Annotated in this window: 23 protein-coding genes, 1 pseudogene and 1 riboswitch; of the genes and pseudogenes, 1 reads left to right on the top strand and 23 read right to left on the bottom strand. The window is 70.0% G+C overall.

Annotation, left to right across the window (positions count from 1 at the left end; genetic code table 11):
* Window positions 1–2: 2 nt before the first annotated feature.
* The 9 genes from HED23_RS08095 to rpsB all read right to left on the bottom strand — a co-directional run bounded on the left by HED23_RS08095 (window position 3) and on the right by rpsB (window position 9,692).
* Window positions 3–1,616 carry an ABC transporter permease gene (locus HED23_RS08095; RefSeq protein ID WP_203187402.1) on the bottom strand — a complete coding sequence of 538 codons (1,614 nt, stop codon included), beginning with the start codon at window positions 1,614–1,616 and terminating at the stop codon, window positions 3–5.
* Between the two features lie 44 nt (window positions 1,617–1,660).
* The gene (locus tag HED23_RS08090; RefSeq protein ID WP_203182721.1) at window positions 1,661–2,755 is read right to left on the bottom strand and encodes a thiamine ABC transporter substrate-binding protein; all 1,095 of its coding nucleotides are present in this window, start codon (window positions 2,753–2,755) and stop codon (window positions 1,661–1,663) included.
* A 72-nt stretch (window positions 2,756–2,827) separates the two neighbouring features.
* Window positions 2,828–2,944: riboswitch (TPP riboswitch) on the bottom strand.
* A gap of 79 nt (window positions 2,945–3,023) precedes the next feature.
* Entirely contained in the window at window positions 3,024–4,130 is a 1,107-nt protein-coding gene (gene rlmN, locus HED23_RS08085) for a 23S rRNA (adenine(2503)-C(2))-methyltransferase RlmN (RefSeq protein ID WP_033304082.1), read from the bottom strand.
* Window positions 4,131–4,328: 198 nt separating this feature from the next.
* Window positions 4,329–4,856, bottom strand: a complete 528-nt coding sequence (locus HED23_RS08080) for a hypothetical protein (protein WP_203182720.1) — start codon at window positions 4,854–4,856, stop codon at window positions 4,329–4,331.
* A 278-nt stretch (window positions 4,857–5,134) separates the two neighbouring features.
* Window positions 5,135–6,226 carry a phosphatidate cytidylyltransferase gene (locus tag HED23_RS08075; protein ID WP_203182719.1) on the bottom strand — a complete coding sequence of 364 codons (1,092 nt, stop codon included), beginning with the start codon at window positions 6,224–6,226 and terminating at the stop codon, window positions 5,135–5,137.
* Complete coding sequence (gene frr, locus HED23_RS08070; RefSeq protein WP_203182718.1) at window positions 6,226–6,783, bottom strand: ribosome recycling factor; 558 nt, start codon at window positions 6,781–6,783, stop codon at window positions 6,226–6,228. The genes HED23_RS08075 and frr overlap by 1 nt, the downstream gene beginning before the upstream one ends.
* Before the next feature lie 115 nt (window positions 6,784–6,898).
* Window positions 6,899–7,675, bottom strand: a complete 777-nt coding sequence (gene pyrH / locus HED23_RS08065) for a UMP kinase (protein WP_203182717.1) — start codon at window positions 7,673–7,675, stop codon at window positions 6,899–6,901.
* A 158-nt stretch (window positions 7,676–7,833) separates the two neighbouring features.
* The gene (gene tsf / locus HED23_RS08060) at window positions 7,834–8,670 is read right to left on the bottom strand and encodes a translation elongation factor Ts (protein WP_203182716.1); all 837 of its coding nucleotides are present in this window, start codon (window positions 8,668–8,670) and stop codon (window positions 7,834–7,836) included.
* Window positions 8,671–8,771: 101 nt separating this feature from the next.
* Complete coding sequence (rpsB, locus tag HED23_RS08055) at window positions 8,772–9,692, bottom strand: 30S ribosomal protein S2 (RefSeq protein WP_203182715.1); 921 nt, start codon at window positions 9,690–9,692, stop codon at window positions 8,772–8,774.
* A 237-nt stretch (window positions 9,693–9,929) separates the two neighbouring features.
* Here rpsB and HED23_RS35980 point away from each other — a divergent pair.
* Window positions 9,930–10,559 (top strand): annotated as a pseudogene (locus HED23_RS35980) (M23 family metallopeptidase); the annotation flags it as partial.
* Between the two features lie 155 nt (window positions 10,560–10,714).
* Here the strand turns inward: HED23_RS35980 and HED23_RS08045 are convergent.
* The 14 genes from HED23_RS08045 to rimM all read right to left on the bottom strand — a co-directional run bounded on the left by HED23_RS08045 (window position 10,715) and on the right by rimM (window position 21,971).
* Window positions 10,715–11,272, bottom strand: coding sequence for a TetR/AcrR family transcriptional regulator (locus tag HED23_RS08045; protein WP_203187401.1), 558 nt, complete (start codon window positions 11,270–11,272; stop codon window positions 10,715–10,717).
* A gap of 97 nt (window positions 11,273–11,369) precedes the next feature.
* The gene (whiG, locus tag HED23_RS08040; protein WP_203182714.1) at window positions 11,370–12,206 is read right to left on the bottom strand and encodes an RNA polymerase sigma factor WhiG; all 837 of its coding nucleotides are present in this window, start codon (window positions 12,204–12,206) and stop codon (window positions 11,370–11,372) included.
* 269 nt (window positions 12,207–12,475) lie between these two features.
* Window positions 12,476–13,648, bottom strand: a complete 1,173-nt coding sequence (gene dprA / locus HED23_RS08035; protein WP_203182713.1) for a DNA-processing protein DprA — start codon at window positions 13,646–13,648, stop codon at window positions 12,476–12,478.
* Window positions 13,645–15,267, bottom strand: a complete 1,623-nt coding sequence (locus HED23_RS08030; protein ID WP_203182712.1) for a YifB family Mg chelatase-like AAA ATPase — start codon at window positions 15,265–15,267, stop codon at window positions 13,645–13,647. Before HED23_RS08030 ends, dprA begins: the two co-directional genes overlap by 4 nt.
* The gene (locus HED23_RS08025) at window positions 15,267–15,626 is read right to left on the bottom strand and encodes a YraN family protein (protein ID WP_203182711.1); all 360 of its coding nucleotides are present in this window, start codon (window positions 15,624–15,626) and stop codon (window positions 15,267–15,269) included. Before HED23_RS08025 ends, HED23_RS08030 begins: the two co-directional genes overlap by 1 nt.
* 132 nt (window positions 15,627–15,758) lie before the next feature.
* Window positions 15,759–16,067: a DUF2469 domain-containing protein gene (locus HED23_RS08020; protein WP_003965949.1), complete on the bottom strand. Its 309-nt coding sequence runs from the start codon at window positions 16,065–16,067 to the stop codon at window positions 15,759–15,761.
* A gap of 63 nt (window positions 16,068–16,130) precedes the next feature.
* The gene (locus HED23_RS08015; RefSeq protein WP_203182710.1) at window positions 16,131–16,619 is read right to left on the bottom strand and encodes an NUDIX hydrolase; all 489 of its coding nucleotides are present in this window, start codon (window positions 16,617–16,619) and stop codon (window positions 16,131–16,133) included.
* Entirely contained in the window at window positions 16,609–17,367 is a 759-nt protein-coding gene (gene lepB, locus HED23_RS08010; RefSeq protein ID WP_203182709.1) for a signal peptidase I, read from the bottom strand. Before lepB (HED23_RS08010) ends, HED23_RS08015 begins: the two co-directional genes overlap by 11 nt.
* A gap of 50 nt (window positions 17,368–17,417) precedes the next feature.
* Window positions 17,418–18,299, bottom strand: coding sequence for a signal peptidase I (lepB, locus tag HED23_RS08005; protein WP_203187400.1), 882 nt, complete (start codon window positions 18,297–18,299; stop codon window positions 17,418–17,420).
* Complete coding sequence (lepB, locus tag HED23_RS08000) at window positions 18,217–19,275, bottom strand: signal peptidase I (protein WP_203182708.1); 1,059 nt, start codon at window positions 19,273–19,275, stop codon at window positions 18,217–18,219. The genes lepB (HED23_RS08005) and lepB (HED23_RS08000) overlap by 83 nt, the downstream gene beginning before the upstream one ends.
* Window positions 19,268–20,041 (bottom strand): signal peptidase I, encoded by a 774-nt coding sequence (lepB, locus tag HED23_RS07995; RefSeq protein ID WP_203182707.1) that lies wholly within the window; start codon window positions 20,039–20,041, stop codon window positions 19,268–19,270. The genes lepB (HED23_RS08000) and lepB (HED23_RS07995) overlap by 8 nt, the downstream gene beginning before the upstream one ends.
* 45 nt (window positions 20,042–20,086) lie before the next feature.
* Complete coding sequence (gene rplS / locus HED23_RS07990) at window positions 20,087–20,437, bottom strand: 50S ribosomal protein L19 (RefSeq protein WP_203182706.1); 351 nt, start codon at window positions 20,435–20,437, stop codon at window positions 20,087–20,089.
* A gap of 125 nt (window positions 20,438–20,562) precedes the next feature.
* Entirely contained in the window at window positions 20,563–21,384 is an 822-nt protein-coding gene (trmD, locus tag HED23_RS07985) for a tRNA (guanosine(37)-N1)-methyltransferase TrmD (RefSeq protein ID WP_203182705.1), read from the bottom strand.
* Entirely contained in the window at window positions 21,384–21,971 is a 588-nt protein-coding gene (gene rimM / locus HED23_RS07980) for a ribosome maturation factor RimM (protein ID WP_203182704.1), read from the bottom strand. The genes trmD and rimM overlap by 1 nt, the downstream gene beginning before the upstream one ends.
* Window positions 21,972–22,000 lie beyond the last annotated feature (29 nt).

Raw genomic sequence — 22,000 nt, 5'->3', positions numbered from 1 at the left:
CTCTAGAACTCCCCGGATCGGTCGGTGCGGATACGTTCGAGCAGGAGCAGCGACACCGCGCAGACGAGCATCAGAATCGTGCTGAGGGCCATCGCCTGGCCGTAGTTGAGTTCTCCGGAACGCCCGAGCAGCCTGGCGACGGCGACCGGCAGGGTCGGGTTGTCGGGGCGTGCGATGAACACGGTCGCGCCGAACTCGCCGAGCGACACGGCGAAGGCGAAGCCTGCCGCGACCAGCACCGCCCGCCGCACCAGCGGGAGATCGACCTCCCGCCAGGCCCGCAACGGCGAGGCGCCGAGCACCGCGGCAGCTTCCCGCAGCCGTTCGTCGACCGCGCGCAGGACCGGCAGCATGGTCCGTACGACGAAGGGGACGCCCACCAGCGCCTGGGCGAGGGGCACGAGGATCCAGGACGTACGCAGGTCCAGCGGCGGCTCGTCGAGGGTGATCAGGAAGCCGAAGCCGACGGTGACCGCCGACACCCCGAGCGGCAGCATCAGCAGGGCGTCGAAGCCGCGCACCAGCCGGCCGGCCCGCCGGGTGAGCGCGGCGGCGGCGAGGCCACCGATCACAAGGGCGATGAGGGTCGCGACCAGCGCGTAGCGCAGGGAGTTCCCGATGGCGTCGAGCGGCGGCACCAGGAAGGTGGAGCCGTTGGCGTCGGCGGACTGCAGCGCGCGGTAGAAGTCGAACCCGTAGCCGCCGGAGGTGTCCAGGGAGCGTTCCACCAGGACGCCGAGCGGCAGCAGGATGAGCAGCAGCACGGTCAGCAGTACGCCGCCGAGCAGCGCCCGCTGCCCGGCGCCACGGGGCGGCCGGGCGGTCTGCGCCGGGTCGACGAGCCTCAGCGCCGTCTCCCGGCGCCGTACGGTCCAGGCGTGGACGGCGAGGATCCCGCCGACCGCCGCGAACTGGACCAGGGTCAGCACGGCGGCCGTGGGCAGGTCCAGGAGCTGAGCGGTCTGCCGGTAGATCTCCACCTCCAGCGTGGAGTAGGCCGGCCCGCCGAGGATCTGGACGACTCCGAAGGAGGTGAAGGTGAAGAGGAAGACCATGAGCGCGGCTGCGGCGACGGCGGGGGCCAGCGCGGGCAGTGTCACGCGCCGCCAGGCGGCGAGGCGTCCGGCCCCGAGCACCCGGGCGGCTTCTTCCTGGCGGGGGTCGAGCTGCGCCCACAGCCCGCCGACGGTCCGTACGACGACGGCGTAGTTGAAGAACACGTGGGCAAGCAGGATCGCCCACACGGTCGTGTCGAGACGTACGCCCCAGAGCTCGTCGAGGAACCCGCCGCGTCCCAGCAGCGCCAGGAACGCCGTGCCCACCACGACGGTCGGCAGGACGAACGGCACTGTCACCACGGCCCGCAGCAGCTGTTTGCCGGGGAAGTCGAAGCGGGCGAAGACATAGGCGCCGGGCAACGCGATCAGCAGGGTGAGCACGGTCGAGGCGAGGGCCTGCCAGGTGGTGAACCAGAGGACGTCGAGGATGTCCGGCCTGCTCAGCACCGCGCCGATCCGGCCGAACTGCCAGGCGCCGTCCGCCTTCAGCCCCCGGCCGACGATCGCGGCGACCGGGTAGGCGAAGAACAGCGCGAAGAACGCGACGGGCGCGGCCATGAGACCGAGCCGCACCGCGTCCCCCCCACGCGGGCGCCGCGCGGCTACTTCACGACGAGCGAGGACCACGACTGGACCCACTGCTCACGGTTCTTGGCGATCTTCTCGGGCGCCACGGTGGCCGGCTTGTCGACGGTCGCACCGAACTTCGTGAAGAGCTCCGGCAGTTCCGCGTCCTCCACCACCGGATTCACGAACATGTTCAGCGGCATGTCCTCCTGGAACTGCTTGCTGATCAGGAAGTCCAGCAGTGCCTTGCCGCCCGCCTCGTTCTTCGCGCCGTCCAGCAGGCCGGCGAACTCGATCTGGCGGAAGCAGGTGCCGGTGGCCACACCGGTCGGGGCCTCGGTGGGCTGCGGATCGGCGTACAGCACCTCGACGGGCGGGCTGGAGGCGTACGAGACGACGAGCGGACGGTCGGCCTTGGCCTTCCTGCCGCCCGCGGAGCCGGAGAACTCCTCGTTGTAGGCCTGCTCCCAGCCGTCGACGACCTTGACGCCGTTTTCCTTCAGCTTCTTCCAGTAGTCCTGGTAGCCGGTCTCGCCCTGGGTGGCGACCGTGCCGAGGAGGAAGCCGAGGCCGGGCGAGGAGGTCGCGGCGTTCTCGGTGACGAGGAGGTTCTTGTACGCGGGCTTCAGCAGGTCGTCGAAGGTCTTCGGCGGGTCGAGCTTCCTGTCGGCGAAGTACTTCTTGTCGTAGTTGACGCAGACGTCGCCGGTGTCCACGGGCGTGACCCGGTGCTTCTCCGCGTCGAGCTGGGTGTCGGCGGCGACACGGTCGAGGCCCTTCGCCTCGTACGGCGTGAACAGGCCGTTGTCGAGGGCGCGGGAGAGCAAGGTGTTGTCGGCACCGAAGAACACGTCGCCGCGGGGCGAGCCCTTGGTCAGGATCTCCTGGTTGAGCGCCGCTCCGGCGTCACCGCTCTTGAGCACCTTGACCTTGTAGCCGGTCTCCTTGGTGAAGGCCTTCAGGGCGGCGTCCGAAGCGTTGAACGAGTCGTGGCTGACCAGGGTGACCGTCTTGGACCCCGCGCCCGTGTCGTCGGACGCCTGGTCGTCGGAACCGCCGCAGCCCGCGAGCACGGTGACGCCGAGCGCGGCGGCGAGCGCCGTCGCCGCGTACTTGGTGGTGGTGTTCATGGTGATTCCTCCTGGAGGTGACCAGGAAGAGACGCGGCCCTGCCCGCTCGGCGAGCGGGCAGGGCGCAACAGCTTGAGTAAGGTCCGAACTTCCTACCCGGAATGACCCGGGCGAGGTTCAGAGGGTCTGCGGCCGACCTGTCCTCGGTGCCGCACTCTCAGCGCTGTGGCGCTCCCCTGTCGGAATATGAAGTTGATTTCCGGGCCAGGCTACACCGGCCGGATCACGCCGGACCGGCCGGTCGGCGCCCGTCCGCCCGGGCCTGCCTCAGCGCTCGGAGGCAGCCAGCTGCCCGCAGGCCCCGTCGATCTCCTGGCCGCGGGTGTCCCTGACGGTGACCGGCACGCCATGGGCGGCGATCGCCTCGACGAACGCCTTCTCGTCCTCGGGCCGCGAGGCGGTCCACTTGGAGCCCGGGGTCGGGTTCAGCGGGATGAGGTTGACGTGTACCCGCTTGCCCTTGAGCAGCCGGCCCAGCCGGTCGCCCCGCCATGCCTGGTCGTTGATGTCGCGGATCAGCGCGTACTCGATGGAGATACGGCGGCCGGACTTCTCCGCGTACTCCCACGCGGCGTCCAGGACCTCACGGACCTTCCAGCGGGTGTTCACGGGGACGAGGGTGTCGCGCAGCTCGTCGTCCGGAGCGTGGAGCGAGACCGCGAGGCGGCACTTGAAGCCCTCGTCGGCGAAGCGCAGCATCGCCGGTACCAGGCCCACCGTGGACACGGTGATCCCGCGCTGCGAGAGCCCCAGTCCGTCCGGCTCCGGGTCCGTCAGCCGGCGGATGGCCCCGACCACACGCTTGTAGTTGGCCAGCGGCTCACCCATGCCCATGAAGACGATGTTGGACAGCCGCGCCGGCCCGCCGGGGACCTCGCCGTCGCGCAGCGCCCGCATACCGTCCACGATCTGGTGCACGATCTCGGCGGTCGACAGGTTGCGGTCGAGACCCGCCTGGCCGGTGGCGCAGAACGGGCAGTTCATCCCACAGCCCGCCTGGGACGAGATGCACATGGTCACCCGGTCCGGATAGCGCATGAGGACCGACTCGACGAGCGTCCCGTCGTGCAGCTTCCACAGCGTCTTACGGGTGGTGTCGTCGTCGCAGCTGATGTGGCGCATGACCGACATCAGGTCGGGGAACATCGCCTCGGCGAGCTTGTCGCGCGACGCGGCCGGGATGTTGGTCCACTCCGCAGGGTCGTGCGCGTACCGCGTGAAGTAGTGCTGCGACAGCTGCTTGGCGCGGAAGGGCTTCTCGCCGGTCGCGGCGACTGCTTCCTTACGCTCGTCGGGTGTGAGGTCGGCGAGGTGCCGCGGCGGCCTCTTGGCTCCGCGGGGCGCGACGAAAGTGAGTTCTCCGGGCTTAGGCATGGTTCTTCCAGTGTTACAGACACGCCGTGGTAGTAGAGACCTTCGCCAGCTCAGAAGGGGTGCGGGACACCTGCGTCCGGTCGCCGTAGGCCGCCATCAGCCGACGTCGGCGGCCCTTTGACGGCCCGGAGACGGCCCGAGCCGGCGGTCGGACCGTGACCGATCGCACCTTGGTCTCCCCGCTCCGGGGCTCACCCGTCAGCGCGGGTCCCGCAGCGCCGAGGTCATGTCGCGGTGCAGCTCCATGGACCGGCGGCGCATCCGGAAGACCCAGTAGCAGAAGCCGGCCGTACCGACGGCGAAGACCAGCGGGAAGGTCAGCGAGCCGGTCAGGGCTCCGAGCACGATCAGGCCTGCCGCGACCAGGCCCATGCAGCCCAGCCAGTACGGCAGCCACCGGCCCCCTCGTTCCATCCTCCCCAGCTGCTCCGCGAGCAGCCTCCGCATGGCTGCCCGCTCCTCGGGATCCTCCGGTACCTCACGGTGACGGATCCTGCGGTTGATCTCCGCGACCCCGCGCGGCCCGGTACCGGCCGCCCGGCCGGTCCTGCGGCGCTGAACGGCCACGATGCCGATGACGACGGCGGTGAACAACGCTGTCCGGATCACCCACCAGCCGGGATGCCCGTCCCGGTGGAACACGGCGGTCAGCCCCAGTCCCAGTGCGAAGATCAGCACCGCTTGCGCGGTCAGGCTGCGGTCGAGCCAGAGCTTCAGCGTGCGCACGGCAGGTCCTCCTCGGAAGCGACGGCTTGCGTCTGCCCTTCTCGGGTACCCCGCCGGGCCTGCTCCACCGTCCGCGCCGGAAGCGGTCACCGCACCGTGCGGGCGAAGGACCGCCCGGGGCACGTACGCGGACCGCCCCTGCGGACCGTTCGTCCTCGTACGGCTCCGCGGTGACGGCCGAACGCTCCCTGGCTCCGTCGAGCGGATACGGGCGGGGCCCGCCGTCCGATGGACGACGGGCCCCGTGAGAACCGCGACGCGGAAGGTCGCCTCTCCGCTCAGCCGGATCCGACGAACAGCACCAGCAGCAGCCATACGACCGGGGCGCTCGGCAGCAGCGAGTCGAGCCGGTCCATGATGCCGCCGTGGCCGGGCAGCAGCGTGCCCATGTCCTTGATCCCGAGGTCCCGCTTGATCATGGACTCGCCCAGGTCACCCAGCGTGGCGCTGGCGGCGACGGCGAGGCCCAGCAGCAGCCCCTGCCACCAGCTGCCGTCGTCGATCAGGAACTGCATGCAGAGCGCGCCGGCGACCATCGCGAAGCCGATCGCGCCGAAGAGGCCCTCGCGGGTCTTCCCCGGACTGATGCGGGGTGCCAGCTTGTGCGTGCCGAAGCGCCAGCCGACGGCGTACGCACCCGTGTCGGCCACCACGGTGAGCAGCAGGAAGGTCAGCACCCGCCGGGGCCCGTCGTCCGCGGTGAGCATCATGCTGACGAACGTCGCCAGGAACGGCACGTAGAACACGGCGAACACACCGGCCGTGACGTCCTTGAGATAGCCCTCCGGACGCTCCGTCATACGCCAGACAAGGACCGCGAGCGCCGTGAGCGCCATGGCGACCCACGCGCCCTCCGCGTCCCGCACGTAGCCGGCGACCACCATGGCGGCGCCGCCGACGGCGAGCGGCACGAGGGGGGCGTTGATCCCCTTGCGCTCCTTGAGGCGGGAGGTGAGCTCCCAGAGCCCCACCACCACGGCGATCACGACAACACCGACGAAGACGGCCTTCACGAAGAAGAGCGACCCCGCGACGACCGCCCCGAGCCCGAGGCCGACCCCTATGGCGGCGCGCAGATCACGCCCCGCGCGCTTCTTCTGCGGCGGGGGCGTCGGCAACGGGGTGGACATGGGCTCCTGCGGCTTCTCGTCACGGAAAAGGGGGCCGCTGACGCGCGCGGCGGCGTCCCCGTTCCGGTTGTCGCGGTCGTCAGCGTCTCTACCTGCGTCGGGAGCGTCCGGCACGATGGGCATGGGCCGAGTCTGCTGGGCGCCGTGCACATCGTATGCAGGACCCGCCGGAGCGGCCCCCATCTCGGGCGCGCCCCGGTAACCGGCTCCCTGCGGGGCGCCCCAGGAAGAGTCGTTCATCAGACTTCGAGCAGCTCGGCTTCCTTGTGCTTGAGCAGCTCGTCCACCTGCGCGACGTACTTCGCGGTGGTGTCGTCGAGCTCCTTCTCCGCGCGGCGGACCTCGTCCTCGCCGGACTCCTTGTCCTTGACGAGCTTGTCGAGCGACTCCTTGGCCTTGCGGCGGATGGAGCGGATCGAGATCTTGGAGTCCTCGGCCTTGGTCTTGGCGACCTTGATGTACTCCTTGCGGCGGTCCTGCGTGAGCTCGGGGAACGTCACACGGATGATGTTGCCGTCATTGCTGGGGTTGACGCCCAGGTCGGAGTCACGGATCGCCTGCTCGATGTTGCGCAGTGCGCTCTTGTCGAACGGCGTCACCACGGCCATCCGCGGTTCGGGAACCGAGAACGAGGCGAGCTGGTTGATCGGGGTCAGCGCGCCGTAGTAGTCCGCGACGATCTTGTTGAACATCGCCGGGTGCGCGCGGCCGGTACGGATCGCGGCGAAGTCCTCTTTCGCGACGACGACGGCCTTCTCCATCTTCTCCTCGGCCTCGAGGAGGATTTCTTCGATCACCACGTGCTCCTGCGTGTCTTGAGCGGACCCGGCGTCGCCCGGTCCTGCGGATCCTGCGTCGCGTCCTCACCTGCACGGTGTCCGACCGGCAGGCCGTTGTCCATCTTTTGGGCTGTCAGGCCCGGGTGCTCTCGTCGCTCACCAGCGTGCCGATCTTCTCACCCTTGACCGCGCGGGCGATATTGCCCTCCGTGGTCAGCTCGAAGACGAGGATCGGGAGCTGGTTGTCGCGGCAGAGGGTGATGGCGGTGGCGTCGGCGACCCTGAGGTCGCGGGCGATCACCTCGCCGTACTCCAGCGCGTCGAACTTCACCGCGTCGGGGTTGGCCTTCGGGTCGGAGTCGTAGACCCCGTCCACGCCGTTCTTCCCCATCAGCAGCGCCTCGGCATCGATCTCCAGGGCGCGCTGGGCCGCGGTCGTGTCGGTGGAGAAGTACGGCATGCCCATACCGGCGCCGAAGATCACGACGCGCCCCTTCTCCAGGTGCCTCACGGCACGGAGCGGGATGTACGGCTCAGCGACCTGGCCCATGGTGATGGCGGTCTGGACGCGCGAGTCGATGCCTTCCTTCTCCAGGAAGTCCTGCAGCGCCAGGCAGTTCATGACCGTGCCGAGCATGCCCATGTAGTCGGAACGCGCCCGGTCCATGCCGCGCTGCTGGAGCTCGGCGCCACGGAAGAAGTTGCCGCCGCCGATGACGACCGCGATCTCCGCGCCGTCGCGCACGACCGCGGCGATCTCGCGGGCGATGGTGTGCACGACGTCAGGGTCGACACCGAGGCCTCCGCCACCGGCGAACGCCTCGCCGGACAGCTTCAGCATGAAGCGTCCGGAAATCGTGCGGTCGTCGCGCTTGTGGTCACCTTGTGTGGCGTCCGCGCCCTTGCTCATGGGAATTCTCCTCGTGCACATACGAAGAAGGCCATTGCCGGTGGGTCTGTTGTCCCTCAGCGGCAATGGCCTCCTCGTCAGATCTGCGGTCATCCGGCTGAGTGCGGCCGTCGACTGCACCAGACCCTATCGGGGTCCACCGTTGTTCGCGGACGGACTCAGATGCCGACCTTGATGCGCGTGAAGCGCTTCAGGGCGACACCGGCCTCGTCCAGGACCTTCTGGACGGACTTCTTGTTGTCCAGGGCGTACGGCTGGCCGAGGAGGGTGGCCTCCTTGAAGAAGCCGTTGACGCGACCCTCGACGATCTTCGGGAGCGCGGCCTCGGGCTTGCCCTCGGCGCGCGTGGTCTCCTCGGCGACGCGGCGCTCGGCCTCGACGAGCTCGGCCGGGACGTCCTCGCGGGAGAGGTACTTCGGGGCGAAGGCGGCGATGTGCTGGGCGATACCCTTCGCCAGCTCGGCGTCGGCCTTGTCCAGCTCGACCATGACACCGATCTGCGGCGGCAGGTCGGGCATGGTGCGGTGCATGTAGACGGAGACGTACTCGCCGGTGAACTGCGCGAAGCGGTCCAGGACGATCTTCTCGCCGAGGTTGGCGTTGGCCTCGTCCACGTACGCCTGGACGGTCTTGCCGGGCTCGATCTCGGAGGCGAGGAGCGCCTCGATGTCGGCCGGGGAGGTCGCGGCGACGTGGGCGGCGAGCGTGTTGGCGACGGCCTGGAACTTGTCGCCCTTGGCGACGAAGTCCGTCTCGCACTTCAGCTCGAGCAGGACGCCGGACTTCTTGTCCTCGGAGACGAGGGAGACGACGGCACCGTTCTCGGCAGAACGGCCTTCGCGCTTGGCGACGCCCTTCTGGCCCTTGATGCGGAGCGCCTCGACGGCGCCGTCCACATTGCCGTCGGCCTCGTCGAGCGCCTTCTTGCAGTCCATCATGCCGGCGCCGGTGAGCTCGCGGAGCTTCTTGACGTCAGCGGCGGTGTAGTTCGCCATGAGTCTGTTTCTCTCTCGAAGTCTGAAAGATCTACGGGTGAACGGCGGGGGCGGTGCCAGTGCACCGGCCCCCGCCGTCATTCAGCCGTGACTGACGGGTGTCAGGCCTGCTCGTCCGTGGCCGGAGCCTCGGCGGCGGGGGCCTCGGCCTGCTCGGCAGCCTGCTCGTCCGCGGCGGCGGCCGGCTCGGCGTCGGCGGCCTTCTCGGTCTCGGCGGAGGACTGCACCTCGGCGTCGTCCTTCTTCTCGCCGGTGAGCAGGTCGCGCTCCCACTCGGCGAGGGGCTCGCCGGCGGCCTTCTCGCCCGGCTTCGAGTCACCGGTGGCGGCACCGGAACGGGCGATGAGGCCCTCGGCGACGGCGTCGGCGATCACGCGGGTGAGCAGGGTGACGGAGCGGATCGCGTCGTCGTTGCCCGGAATCTTGTAGTCGACCTCGTCGGGGTCGCAGTTGGTGTCGAGGATCGCGACGACCGGGATGTGGAGCTTGCGCGCCTCACCGACGGCGATGTGCTCCTTCTTGGTGTCGACGATCCAGACGGCGCTCGGCACCTTCTGCATCTCGCGGATACCACCGAGGGTCTTCTCCAGCTTGGCCTTCTCGCGGGAGAGGACCAGGAGCTCCTTCTTGGTGAGGCCGGAGGCGGCCACGTCCTCGAAGTCGATGAGCTCGAGCTCCTTCAGACGCTGAAGGCGCTTGTAGACGGTGGAGAAGTTGGTGAGCATGCCACCGAGCCAACGCTGGTTGACGTACGGCATGCCGACGCGCGTCGCCTGCTCGGCGATGGCCTCCTGGGCCTGCTTCTTCGTACCCACGAACATGATGGAGCCGCCGTGGGCGACGGTCTCCTTGACGAACTCGTAGGCGCGGTCGATGTACGACAGCGACTGGAGCAGGTCGATGATGTAGATGCCGTTGCGCTCGGTGAAGATGAAGCGCTTCATCTTCGGGTTCCAGCGACGGGTCTGGTGACCGAAGTGGACGCCGCTTTCCAGCAGCTCCCGCATCGTGACGACGGCCATGGCCGTACTCCTTGATTTACTCGGTTGCCGCGACCGCAGGATTGCTGTCGCGCCTGACGCCCCTACGCGCCGTGCCACAAGGGACCGAGGAGCGCGGCCACCGTCCGCTGAGAGGGAGGTGGCGGGGCGTGCGAAGTCGACCCGGTGACCCGGATCGCCAGAAGAAGTGTACGGGACCCGCCGGGTGCCGGGTGACGGCGATGTCCACAAGCGCTCCGCCGTCCACAGATCCGGACCATGATCCGCGCGGAACAGGGCCTACGGGAGATCGTTTCCGTCATGTGCCGCTCACCTGGAAAAACCGTCGGCCGACCCCGTGACGCCCTGCCCGCACGGCCCGTGCGGGGCGCATCGCCGACCGTGCGCGGGCCCGGCCACCCGGGGGCCCGCCCGGTCCCACCGCCGGCCTCGCTGCCGACCTCGCTGCCGACCGCCTCGGCGCCCGCACGCCTGTCCGCGCCGGTGCCCGCACGCCTGACCGCGCTCCTCGTCGCGCTGCTCACGGTCCTGCTGACGCCGGGCTCCGCGAGAGCTGCGGAAGGTGCGCCGCCGGGCGAGGACCGCGTCTGGCCGCTCGCGGGCCGGCCTCTGGTCGTGCGGGGCTGGGAGCCGCCCGCCGGGCCGTACGGGCCGGGCCACCGCGGAGCCGACCTCGCCGCCCCGCCGGGCACCCCGGTGCTGGCGGCCGCCCCGGGGCGGGTCGCCTTCGCGGGGCCGGTGGCGAGGCGCGGGGTGGTCTCCGTCGACGTGGCGGGGAGCGGGGAACCACCGCTCCGCTTCACGTACGAACCGGTACGGGCCCGGGTCGGCGAGGGTGACCAGGTGGTCGCGGGGCAGGTGGTGGGCGTTGTCGGGCAGGAACCGTCCCACTGCGCCGCCGGGTGTCTGCACTGGGGCCTGCGGCGTGGAGACGCCTACCTCGACCCGTTGTCGCTGCTGCCTCCGTCACTCCTGCGACGGGGGCCCTCCCGGCTGCTGCCGGTGTTCGGGGTACCGCTCCCCGGGGCGGACAGGAGGTCTGCTCAGCCCCTTACGCCGCGCAGGACCATGGCCACGGCCGTGTCCGCCACGATGCCCGGCTCCTCGGCCGCACCCAGTTCGATCCTGCGCACCGCGGCGTCCACGGAGCCCTGCAGCAGCATGGCCGCGAGCCTCGGCTCGGTGTGGCCCAGGTCGGCGAGCGCTTCGACGATCATGGCGATGAGGCCCCCGTGCGCGGCGCGGATCTTCTCCCGCGCGCCCGCGTCCAGCTCGCTCGCGGAGATCGCCACGACCGCCCGGTGCCGCCGGTCCCCGACCAGGTCGAGCTGGCGGCGGACGTAGGCCTCGATCTTCGCCTCGGGTGTGCCGGCCCGCTCCATCGCGTTCTCGACCTCGGAGGCCCACACGGGGAAGTCGACGGCGCAGAGCTCCTCGACGACAGCCGCGCGAGAGCGGAAGTACTCGTAGACGGAAGACCTGGCAAGGCCGGTGCGCTCGGCGAGAGCGGGGAAGGTGAGCGCCTCCGTACCGCCCTCGGACAGCAGGGAGCGCGCGGCGTCCAGGAGGGCGCCGCGCTGCATGGTCCGGTGCTCGGCCACGGAGGCCGCTCGAATCCTGGGCACCCCTCCACTCTACGGCGGCATCAGTTCGAAGGGGGGTCCGCGTCCGTGGTCGGATGGCCGAAGCCGCCCCGCCTCACCGGCCGGCGTCGGCCAGCTTCGCCCGGAGCTGCAGGACCGACTTGGTGTGGATCTGGCTGACCCTGCTCTCGGTGACCCCGAGGACATTGCCGATCTCGGCGAGGGTGAGGCCTTCGTAGTAGTAGAGCGTGACCACGGTCTTCTCCCGCTCGGGGAGCGTGTTGATGGCGCGGGCCAGCAGCCGTCTGAGCTCGCGGTCCTCGGCGACCTCGACCGGATTGTCGGCTGCGGGGTCCTCCAGCGTGTCCATGAGGCTCAGCCGGTCGCCGCCTTCACCGCCGACATGCAGCAGCTCCTCGAGCGCCACCACATTGGCGAGCGACAACTGGCTGAAAACCGCGTGCAGTTCATCCAGCGCGATGCCCATCTCCGCGGCTACCTCCGCCTCCGATGGCGTACGCCGCAGCTGCGCTTCCAGAGTGGCGTAGGCGCGCTCGACGTTGCGCGCCTTCTGGCGCACGGACCGGGGGATCCAGTCCAGCGCGCGGAGTTCGTCGATCATCGCGCCACGGATCCTGGTGATCGCGTAGGTCTCGAACTTGATGGCCCGCTCGATGTCGAACTTCTCGATGGCATCGATCAGTCCGAAGACACCGGACGAGACGAAGTCCGCCTGCTCCACGTTGGACGGCAGCCCCACGCTGACCCGGCCCGCCACGTACTTCACCAGGGGCGAGTAGTGCAGGATCAGCTGCTCCCGCAGCCTCTCGTCTCCGGTGGTCTTGTACGAACGCCACAATTCGTCGAGCGAGGAGGGGGCGGGAGGGCGCACAGTGCCACGCGCAGCCGGTGGTGCTGCCGCGCGGTCAGACCCGGAGGTGTGCTGGGGCATGTGGTGCCTTGAGCCGTTCTGCTGTGAAGTACTGGGACGTGTCTCTGGGGCGGATTCCTTGTGAGCGTAGCGTGACTGAGGTGTTGCGGTGTGCACAGGACAAAGGAACCGTGCTGTGCGATTGCGTTCCAAATCCCGTCGTCCCCCGTCGTCCCGCAGGGGGCGACGGAGACCGACGGCAAGGACCGTCACCGCTCGCGCCGCTCCCGGAGGCCTGACAAGGTGATGCCGAGGTCATCGGCATCACCTTTTCACCCGAATGCTCCAGGTCAACTACCGCCTCGCCGCGCGCCCCCATTGCGTGTACGTCCCGGCGTCAACCGCCATCCGTCGCCCTCGCGTTCGACGAACCCCAGTGAGTGCAGTTCGTACAACCGCCCGAGTGCTTCATCCGTTGACGCTCCGGCGCTCCGGGCCACGTCACACACCTTCATCGCTCCGGTCCACGGCAGCGCGTCCAGCACCTGCGCGGAGGTGGCATCGAGGAGGTCCCTCGGCAGGACGGGGCCGTTCCTGGCCGGGGCGAGTTCACCGATGTGGCCGACCAGTTCGGAGATCTCTGCGGCATCGGTGACCAGGACACCTTCACCGCGCAGGAGTTCGTGGACCCCGGCCGAGAGACCGCTGGTGGCGGGCCCCGGTACCCCCATGACGAAGCGGCCCAGCCGCTGGGCGTTCCTCGCGGTGACCAGCGAGCCGCTGCGGTATTCGGCCTCCACCACCACAGTGCCTCTCGTGAGTGCCGCGATCACCCTGTTCCGCAGGATGAACCTGCTGCGCGTCGGATGGTCCGAGGGCGGCAGCTCGCCGATGACCACGCCCTGTTCGACGATGCGCCCGATCAGCTCGGCGTGTCCTCGTGGATACGCCACGTCCACCCCGCAGGCCAGGACCGCCATGGTCGCCCCACCCGCGGCCAACGCCCCCCGATGGGCGGCGCCGTCCACCCCGAACGCCGCCCCGGAGACCACGACCCAGCCCCGCTCGGCCAGCCCGGCGGCGAGCGTCGCCGCCATGTGCGCCCCGTAGGGCGTGCAGGCCCGGGCACCGACCAGAGCGACCGAGCGCAGCGCCCAGAGGCGCAGGTCCGACCGGCCTCGCACCCAGAGCCCGATGGGTCGCGCGTCCCCCAGGTCGTCGAGCTGGCTCGGCCACTCCTGGTCGCCGGGGCAGACGAACCGGCCGCCGATCGCTGCCACGTGCGCCAGGTCCTTCCGGGGATCGGCGCTCGACGCCCTCAGCCGGTAGCCCGCGAGCCGGGCCGCCGTCATCCCCTTGAGTGCCTGTGCCGATCCGTCCGTGCCGGCGAGACGCCCCATCAGCTCCACCGGCCCGATCTCGCGGATCCAGCGGCCACCGCGCTCATCCCCAGGTTCGAATACGCGGGTCAGGGCTGCGCGCGCCAGCCGGTCCCGCTCGTCATGGGGCGGCTGCGGGCTCACAGGGCACCCGCCCGGACCGGTACCCCCCGCTGGATGCCCGTCCGCAGTTCGAGCGCCACCGCGATGTCCGTGGCGTCAGGCCGGTCGGCTGCCCTCAGGTCCGCCACCGTCCAGGCCACGCGCAGGACCCGGTCCAGGCCTCGGGCCGTCAGGACGCCCCGCTCCATGTCGCGCTCGGCCGCCATCAGGGCGCCGGGCGCCGCGACCAGCCTTGTCCGCAGCTCGTGCCCCGGCACTTCGCTGTTGGTGGTCCACGGGGTGCCGGCGAGCCGCGCCGCGGCGCGCGCCCTGGCCTCCCGCACCCGGGTGGCCACCTCGGCCGAGGACTCCCCGCGGCCGCCGCTCCCCATCAGGTCCGCCCGGCCGACCGGCTCGACCTCGACGCGCAGGTCCACCCGGTCGAGCAACGGACCCGACAGCCGCGCCTGGTAGCGGCGGACGGCGGAGGGCGGGCATTCGCACCCCGCCCCGGCCAGGGTGTGCCTGCCGCAGGGGCAGGGGTTCGCGGCCAGGATCATCAGGAAACGCGCCGGCAGCCGGACCACTCCTGCCGCGCGCGCGACCACCACGTGTCCGGATTCCAGAGGCTGGCGCAGCGCGTCCAGGGCCCGCCCCGAGAACTCGGGGGCTTCGTCCAGAAACAGGACGCCCCGGTGTGCCAGGGATACCGCTCCCGGCCTGGGCAGACCGTTCCCGCCACCCACGAGCGACTGCATCGTCGCGGAATGATGCGGCGCGCAGTACGGCGCTCTGCCGATCAGGGGTTCACCCGGCGGAAGAATGCCCGCGACCGAGTGCACCGCCGTCACTTCGAGGGATTCCTGCCGGGACAACGGCGGCAGGATCGCCGTGAGCCGCTCTGCCAGCATGGTCTTCCCCGCCCCCGGTGGTCCGGAGAGCAGCAGATGGTGCCCTCCGGCCGCGGCCACCTCCAGGGCCTTGCGTGCCCGGCCCTGGCCCGCGACATCGGCCAGATCGGGCCGGTGCGCCGTGCCGTCGGCCGACAGCGGGGCCAGCCCCGTGCCGAGGCCCGCTCCGGGCACCATCAGTCCGGCGAGCATCGTGTCCGGGCGGCCCCGGTCGGCGGCCGGCTCCTCCGGCACGGGTTCGTCGCCGAGGACGGCGATCAACTGGCGCAGGCTCCGTACGCCGAGGACCGAGACGCCCGGCACGAGGGCGGCCTCCCCCGCGGTCTGCTCGGGGACGACCACGTGCCGGTACCCCGCCTCCGCCGCCGCGAGCACCGCCGGCAGCACGCCTCTCACCGGGCGCACCCTGCCGTCGAGGCCGAGCTCCCCGATCATCACCACGTCGGCGATGGCGGCAGGGTCGATACGCTCCGCCGCGCCGAGCACCGCACACGCGACGGCGAGGTCGAATCCTGAGCCGCCCTTGGGCACCGATGCGGGGGACAGGCCCACCGTGAGCTTCTTCTGCGGCCACTCGGCCCCTGAGTTGACGACCGCGGCCCTGACCCGGTCGCGGCTCTCCACCAGGCTCTTGTCCGGCAGGCCGACGAGCGTGAACGCCGCCACGCCTGGTTCCAGGTCGGCCTGGACCTCCACCACCACGCCCTCGACGCCGACCAGGGCCACCGAGCACGCACGCGCGAACCCCATCAGGCCACCCCCCGCACGTGCTCGGCGACCGGGGCTCCGCGCCTGGGCAGGATCACGCCGATCAGATCGATCCGGACCCCGCCCGGCGGCGGCCCGCCGTGCCGGTGCAGCCAGATCTCGGCGAGCCTGCGCAGACGGTCGGCCTTGGCCGGTGTGACGGCCTCCATCGGATGCTCGAACGAGCCCGCCCTGCGGGACTTCACCTCACAGACGACCACCGCGTCACCGTCCCTGGCGACGATGTCGATCTCTCCTGCGCGACACCGCCAGTTACGGTCCAGCACAGTCATGCCGGCGTCCGCCAGCAGCCGTGCCGCCAGATCCTCGCCGTACCGCCCGAGTGCCCCCCGTGCGTTCATATCGGCACCACCTCCGGCACCGACTGTGACGCGCCCCGCCCGATCTGTTGGATCTTGGTGGACAACCAGGCCGTTGTGGATATCCCGGCCACTCGGACGAGTGAACCGGGGCGGCGGGGGGCGCCTCCGGGATCAGCCGCCCGGGAGTTCGAGGTCGCTCTTGTTGAGCTCCTCGATGTTCACATCCTTGAACGTCAACACTCTGACCTGCTTGACGAACCGAGCAGGCCTGTACATGTCCCAGACCCACGCGTCCGCCATGGATACCTCGAAAAAGACCTCACCCTGAACCGAGTGCACCTGCATCTCGTAATCGTTGGTGAGATAGAAGCGCCGTTCGGTCTCGATCACATATTTGAACAGACCGACGACGTCGCGGTACTCCCGGTAGAGCTTCAGCTCCATCTCGGTCTCGTACTTCTCGAGGTCCTCGGCACTCATGGCATGTTCCCCTTCAGCCGTGCGTCCCCCTATTGTGCGTCAGCCCCACGTACCCCTGGCCGATTAGACGATTTCGGGGGCGAGAACCAGCGGAACGCTCGGGGGACCCTCGTCGAGCAGCGTGCGCAGCAGCCCGGCGAGCCTGGTCGGATACACCGTCTCACGCGTGGCCAGAAGTTCGGCGGAAGTCCACCACCTCAGACCGGCGACGCTGCGCAGCTCGAGCTCGGTGAGCCCCTTCTGGTCGGTGGCCGTCTCCGCGGTACGGGCCAGGTAGTACCACTCGTCCTGGTCCCAGCGCCGCCCGTCGAACGGGAAGGAGCAGATCCTCGTCCACAGCAGCGGACCGAGGGAGACGTCCGTGATCCCGGTTTCCTCGGCCAGCTCACGCAGGGCCGCCTGCTCCCGGGTCTCGTCGCCCTCGAGGCCGCCGCCCGGGGTGAACCACCAGCTCCGGGCCGGATCCGCGGGCTCGAAGCCGTGCAGCAGCAGGATCCGGTCGTCCGGGTCCAGGAGCACCACACGAGCGACCTTGCGTGCCTCAGTGAGCACCGGCGGATGCCTCCGGCCGCCTGGACCGCCGTGCGGAGCGCGCCGCGATCGGGCCGTAGGCGGATCCGCCCAGGATGAGCACCACGCCCACCACGAGGGCGCCGGCCTGCAGCGGCAGCGGACCGTCGGACGACACTCCGCCGGGCAGCGCCGCGAAGGCCTCGGGCCTGCCGACCATTCCGTTCATGGGCCACGCGACGGCGTCCACCCGTGCCTGCACCGCGCCTCGCGGCACCGAGCCCTGCCCCGGGTCCTGGAGATGGACACGGGAGTCAAGGGAGGTGCTGCGCTCGTCCCCGAGGAGGAAGAGCTGCCCCTCGGGGACATCTGCGGTGAAGTTCTGGGGCGAGGCCGGAGCCCCGTTCGCCGAGGCACCCTTCGCCCGCAGATACGGTTCCTCGATCGGCTCGCCGTTGACGGTGAGCCGGCCGTTCTTGTCGCAGCAGGCGACCTTGTCGCCGCCCACGCCGACGACCCGCTTCACCATCGGCACGTCGCCCCACGTCGAATCGGTGAAGACGACCACGTCGCCACGCCGCACATCGCCGCTGTCTATCCGCTCCGCGAGGACCCGGTCACCGGCGTTCACCGTCGGGGACATCGAGTCGGTGGGCACGGTGTACGGCTTGTACACAACCGCTCCCCAAGCGAATCCGCCGAGGAAGAGCACACAGCCGACGGCCACGGCCAGGTTCGACAAAGCATTGCCGAGCCGGCCGCGGCCGTCGTGACGTTCTGAACCACTCATCCCAGCGCTCCCCCATCGGAGATCGACAATCGCTGATCCGAGTCGGCACCCTACCCGGCGGTATGCCCGCGGGTCAGCCTGCGACGACGCCAGAACACGAGGGGCAGCGCCCCGGCTACACCCAGTGCTCCGGGCACCGCGGCGGCAGCGACCGCGTTCAGCCCGGGCTGGTCGAACGTGCTCGGCACGGGGAGGGTCGCCCAGCGATTGATCGGCCAGGCGATCACCACGGCCCGCCCGACCACCTCGTCGGTGGAAACGGTGCCCTGACCGGGCAGCTCCTGGTGGTAGCGGGAGTCCAGCGAGTTCTGACGGTGGTCGCCCATCACCCAGATCCGGCCCTCGGGCACGTGGATGGGGCCGAACGGCTCGTCGTCGCAGGCGCTGTTGCCCGCGAAGATGAAGGACTTGTCGTCCAGCGCCTTGCCGTTGACCGTCACCGGTCCGTTCTTCTTGCACTCGACGGTGTCGCCGCCGATGGCGATGACCCTCTTGATCAGGTCCTTCTCCTCGGCGGACGGCATCAGGCCGATGAAGCTCAGGAACTTCTGCACCGCGTTGGGCTCGGGCGTCGCGGTGTCCTCCAGCCAGCCGCCCGGGTCGTGGAAGACGACGACCTCTCCGCGCTCCGGCTCCGAACCGAACCACGGCGTCAGCTTGTCGACCAGTACCCGGTCACCCCGCTGCAGGGTGTTCTGCATGGAGTCCGAGGGGATCGAGAACGCCTGCACCAGGAACGTCTTGATCAGCAGCGCGAGGATGAGCGCGATGCCGATGAGAAGCGGCAGCTCCTTCCAGAACGAACGGGGCTTCTTCGCCGCCGTGCTGCCGCCACCCGGGGACTCGCCGTCACTCGCCGCCTCCACCGGGACCCCGTTGCTCGAAGGCCGGTCCTCGGGTTCGTCGTGTCCGGATCGTGCGCCGACCGCCAAATCCCCCACATCCACTCCTCACTCCGTGCCACCGCCCACGCCCGATTCGGCGCAGGCCCACCACTCCCATAACGAGCGGGAGTTCCGCAGGGGTCGGGAGCAGGACCATTCCGTTGTGATCCTGGGAGGACACACTATTCGACGGGGCCGTCGAGGCCGTCGTTCCGGCGCTCCCGTCGGGCACGGAGGCATAGGTTCCGGGCTCTTCCAGCCTGCGCCAGTGCCCGAACGGCCAGGCGATCACCACGGCCCTCCCCACCACCTCGTCCTCCGACACCGTGCCCTTGCCCGGCTTGTCGAGGTGGAAGCGCGAGTCCGCGGAATTCGACCGGTGATCGCCCATCACGAAGATGCGGCCCTCGGGAACCTTTACCTCGAATTTGAGAGTGGAGGGCACGTCGCCGGGATTCAGATACGGCTCGTCGAGACCCACACCGTTGACCGTGATCCTGCCGTCGGTGCCGCAGCACTTGACGGTGTCGCCCCCGACGGCCACCACGCGCTTGATCAGGTCCTGCTCGTCCTCGGAGGGAAGCAGTCCGATGAAGGTCAGCAGCTCCTTGACCTGTTTCACCCCGACGGGCGGGTCCTCGGCTGCGGGGCTCTCCTGCTGCAGCCAGCCGCCCGGGTCCTTGAAGACGACGACGTCACCACGCTGCGGTTCGGACCCGAACCAAGGGGTCAGCTTGTCGACCAGCACCCGGTCGCCGATCCGGATGGTCTGCTCCATCGATCCGGAGGGGATCACGAAGGCCTGGACGAGGAAGGTCTTGAGTACCAGCGCTATCAGCAGCGCGACCAGGACGAGGAGGGGTATCTCCTTGATCGCGGACCTGCGCCTGCGGCGCTTCACCTTGCGGGCGAGCTTGCGGCGCTCCGCCCGAGTGGGCAGTGAACGGCCCGTGGTCGGCCTCGACCCGGTGGGCAGCGGCGGGCCCGTGTCCGGTGCTCCCCGCTTGCGCCCCCGGTTACCCATGGTCCCCGTCCGCCGGCCGTATGCCGGTGAAGGCGTCGGTGCCCCCGAGGGAGCCGAGCCGGCCGAGCGGCCAGCCGAGCCAGTCGACCCGTCCGATCACTCGCTCGACGGGAACCATGCCGCCTCCGGGCTGCCCCAGGTGGTCGCGGGAGTCCCGTGAGTTGCTGCGGTGGTCACCCATCATCCACAGCTTGCCGTCGGGGACGACGATGTCGAACGCGACGCCTGACGGACGGTCGCCCGGGTGCAGATACTCCTCGTCCACCGGAGCCCCGTTCACCTCGAGCCTCCCCCGCTTGTCGCAGCAGACCACACGGTCGCCCCCCACGCCCACCACCCGCTTCACGAAGTCGGACCCGGCGGGTTCGGCCAGCCCGAGGGACGCCGCCGCCCCTTGCAGCAGCGCGGCGACGGCGTTCCCCTCGGACCCCGTCTCCTGTACGAAGGATCCGGTGCCGTCGAAGACCACGACGTCGCCGCGCAGAGGCTCCGAGCCGAAACGGTACGCCAGTTTGTTGACGAGGACCCGGTCCCCGACCCGCAGCGTGGGCTGCATCGAGCCGCTCGGGATGAGGAAGGGCTGCAGCACGAAGGTGCTGAAGAGCAGCAGCGCGACCGTGCAGAACATGCCGAGAGAAACGGTTTTCCCCCAGGACATCGACGCTGCCGGACCGTCCGGGACATGCGTGGAGCGCGACCCCTCCTCCGCCCCGTCTGCGGGGTCGGAGGAAAGATCGCGCTCCATGTGCCGTGCTTCCGTGTCCATCGGGGCCGAATCCTATCGGGCCACGCTGTGGACGCCGGAGGTGAATCAGCGGTCGCGCTTCTCCTTGATCTTCGCGGCCTTGCCGCGGAGCTCACGGAGGAAGTACAGCTTGGCGCGACGGACGTCACCGCGGGTGACGAGCTCGATCTTCTCGAAGATCGGGCTGTTCACCGGGAAGGTGCGCTCGACGCCGACGCTGAAGGAGACCTTGCGGACCGTGAAGGTCTCGCTGACGCCCGAGCCCTGGCGACGGATGACGATGCCCTTGAACTGCTGGATACGGGAGCGGTTGCCCTCGATCACGCGCACGTGGACGTTGACGGTGTCACCGGGGCGGAACGCCGGGAGGTCGGTACGGAGCGAGGCGGCGTTGACGCCATCGAGCAGGGAAGTCATATTGTCTGCTTTCTTCGCCGATGCCACAGGTCATCGACGGGAGAGAGTGAAGGTTCGGATGCTGATCACATCGGGCGGGCGTCTGTCCCCCTGTGGCAGGGGCGCACACCGGACGTACAGCGGCCCTATTCTTCCACGGCCTCGGGCCTGCGCCAAAATCGTCCCCCGGGCCCCGGGGACCAGCCGAGGATGGAGAGCATCTCGCGGTCCTTCTTGTCGAAGCCGGACGCCTCGCAACGCTCGATGAGATCTGGCCTGTTGAGAGCGGTACGGCGGAAGGCCTCGTCCCGTCGCCAGCGTGCGATCCGGCCGTGATGTCCGCTGAGCAGCACCTCGGGGATACCGCGCCCACGCCACTCGGGCGGCTTCGTGTAGACGGGGCCCTCGAGCAGGTCGGCCATGGCCCCGGGCGCGAAGGAGTCGTCGCGGTGCGATTCGGCGTTGCCGAGCACTCCGGGCAGCAGCCGGGCCACGGCCTCGGTGATCACCAGCACGGCGGCTTCCCCGCCCGCCAGGACGTAGTCCCCGATGGACACCTCGATGACGGGCACCCGGGTCGCGTACTCATCCATCACCCGGCGGTCGATGCCCTCGTAGCGGGCGGGGGTGAAGATCAGCCACGGACGCTCCGAGAGCTCGACGGCGAGCTCCTGGGTGAAGGGCCTGCCGCTGGGCGTGGGCACCACGAGCACCGGGGAGTGTGCCCCGGCCTCGTAGCCGCCGGCCAGCGCGTCGTCCAGCGCCTCACCCCAGGGCTCGGTCTTCATTACCATGCCGGGACCACCGCCGTAGGGGGTGTCGTCCACCGTGTTGTGCCGGTCGTGGGTCCAGTCCCGCAGGTCGTGGACGTGCACGTCGAGCCGCCCCCGGGCACGCGCCTTGCCGACGAGCGAGACGTTCAGGGGTTCCAGGTACTCGGGGAAGATCGTGACGACGTCGAGCCGCATTACGCCTCGCCCTTCTTCCCGTCACCCGAGGGCGCGTCACCCTCGTCCGCGTCGCGGGTCGAAGCGATCACGGCATCGCTCTCGTCGATCAGGCCCGGCGGCGGCGTGACGACGACTCGCTGCTCCTCCAGGTCGATCTCGGCGACGATCTCCTCGACGAACGGGATCATCACCTCGGTGCCGTCAGGCCGTTCCACGATGAACAGGTCCTGGGACGGCAGGTGCGAGATCTCGGTGATCCGGCCGATCTCCGTGCCGTCGGCGAGGACGACGTCGAGGTCCATCAGCTGGTGGTCGTAGAACTCCTCGGGGTCCTCGGGCAGTTCCGCCGGGTCCACCTCGGCGATCAGCAGGGTGTTGCGCAGCGCCTCGGCGGCCGTACGGTCACGCACGCCCTCGAACCGCAGCAGCAGCCTGCCGCTGTGCACCCGGCCGGTCTCGATGGTCAGCGGGCCCACGTGTCCGGGCTCCGTGGCCAGCACGGCCCCGGGCCCGAGCCGGAGCTCGGGCTCGTCGGTGCGCACCTCGACGGTGACCTCGCCCTTGATGCCGTGGGCGCGACCGATCCGCGCAACTACCAACTGCACGCTACTTCTCCCGGTGATCTCTTGCTGAG

Origin of the sequence: Streptomyces pratensis (genome assembly GCF_016804005.1) — a bacterium.
Taxonomy (GTDB): Bacteria; Actinomycetota; Actinomycetes; order Streptomycetales; family Streptomycetaceae; genus Streptomyces; species Streptomyces pratensis_A.
The sequence above is the reverse complement of the archived record's forward strand: the minus strand, read 5'-3'. Positions and strand labels throughout refer to the sequence as shown.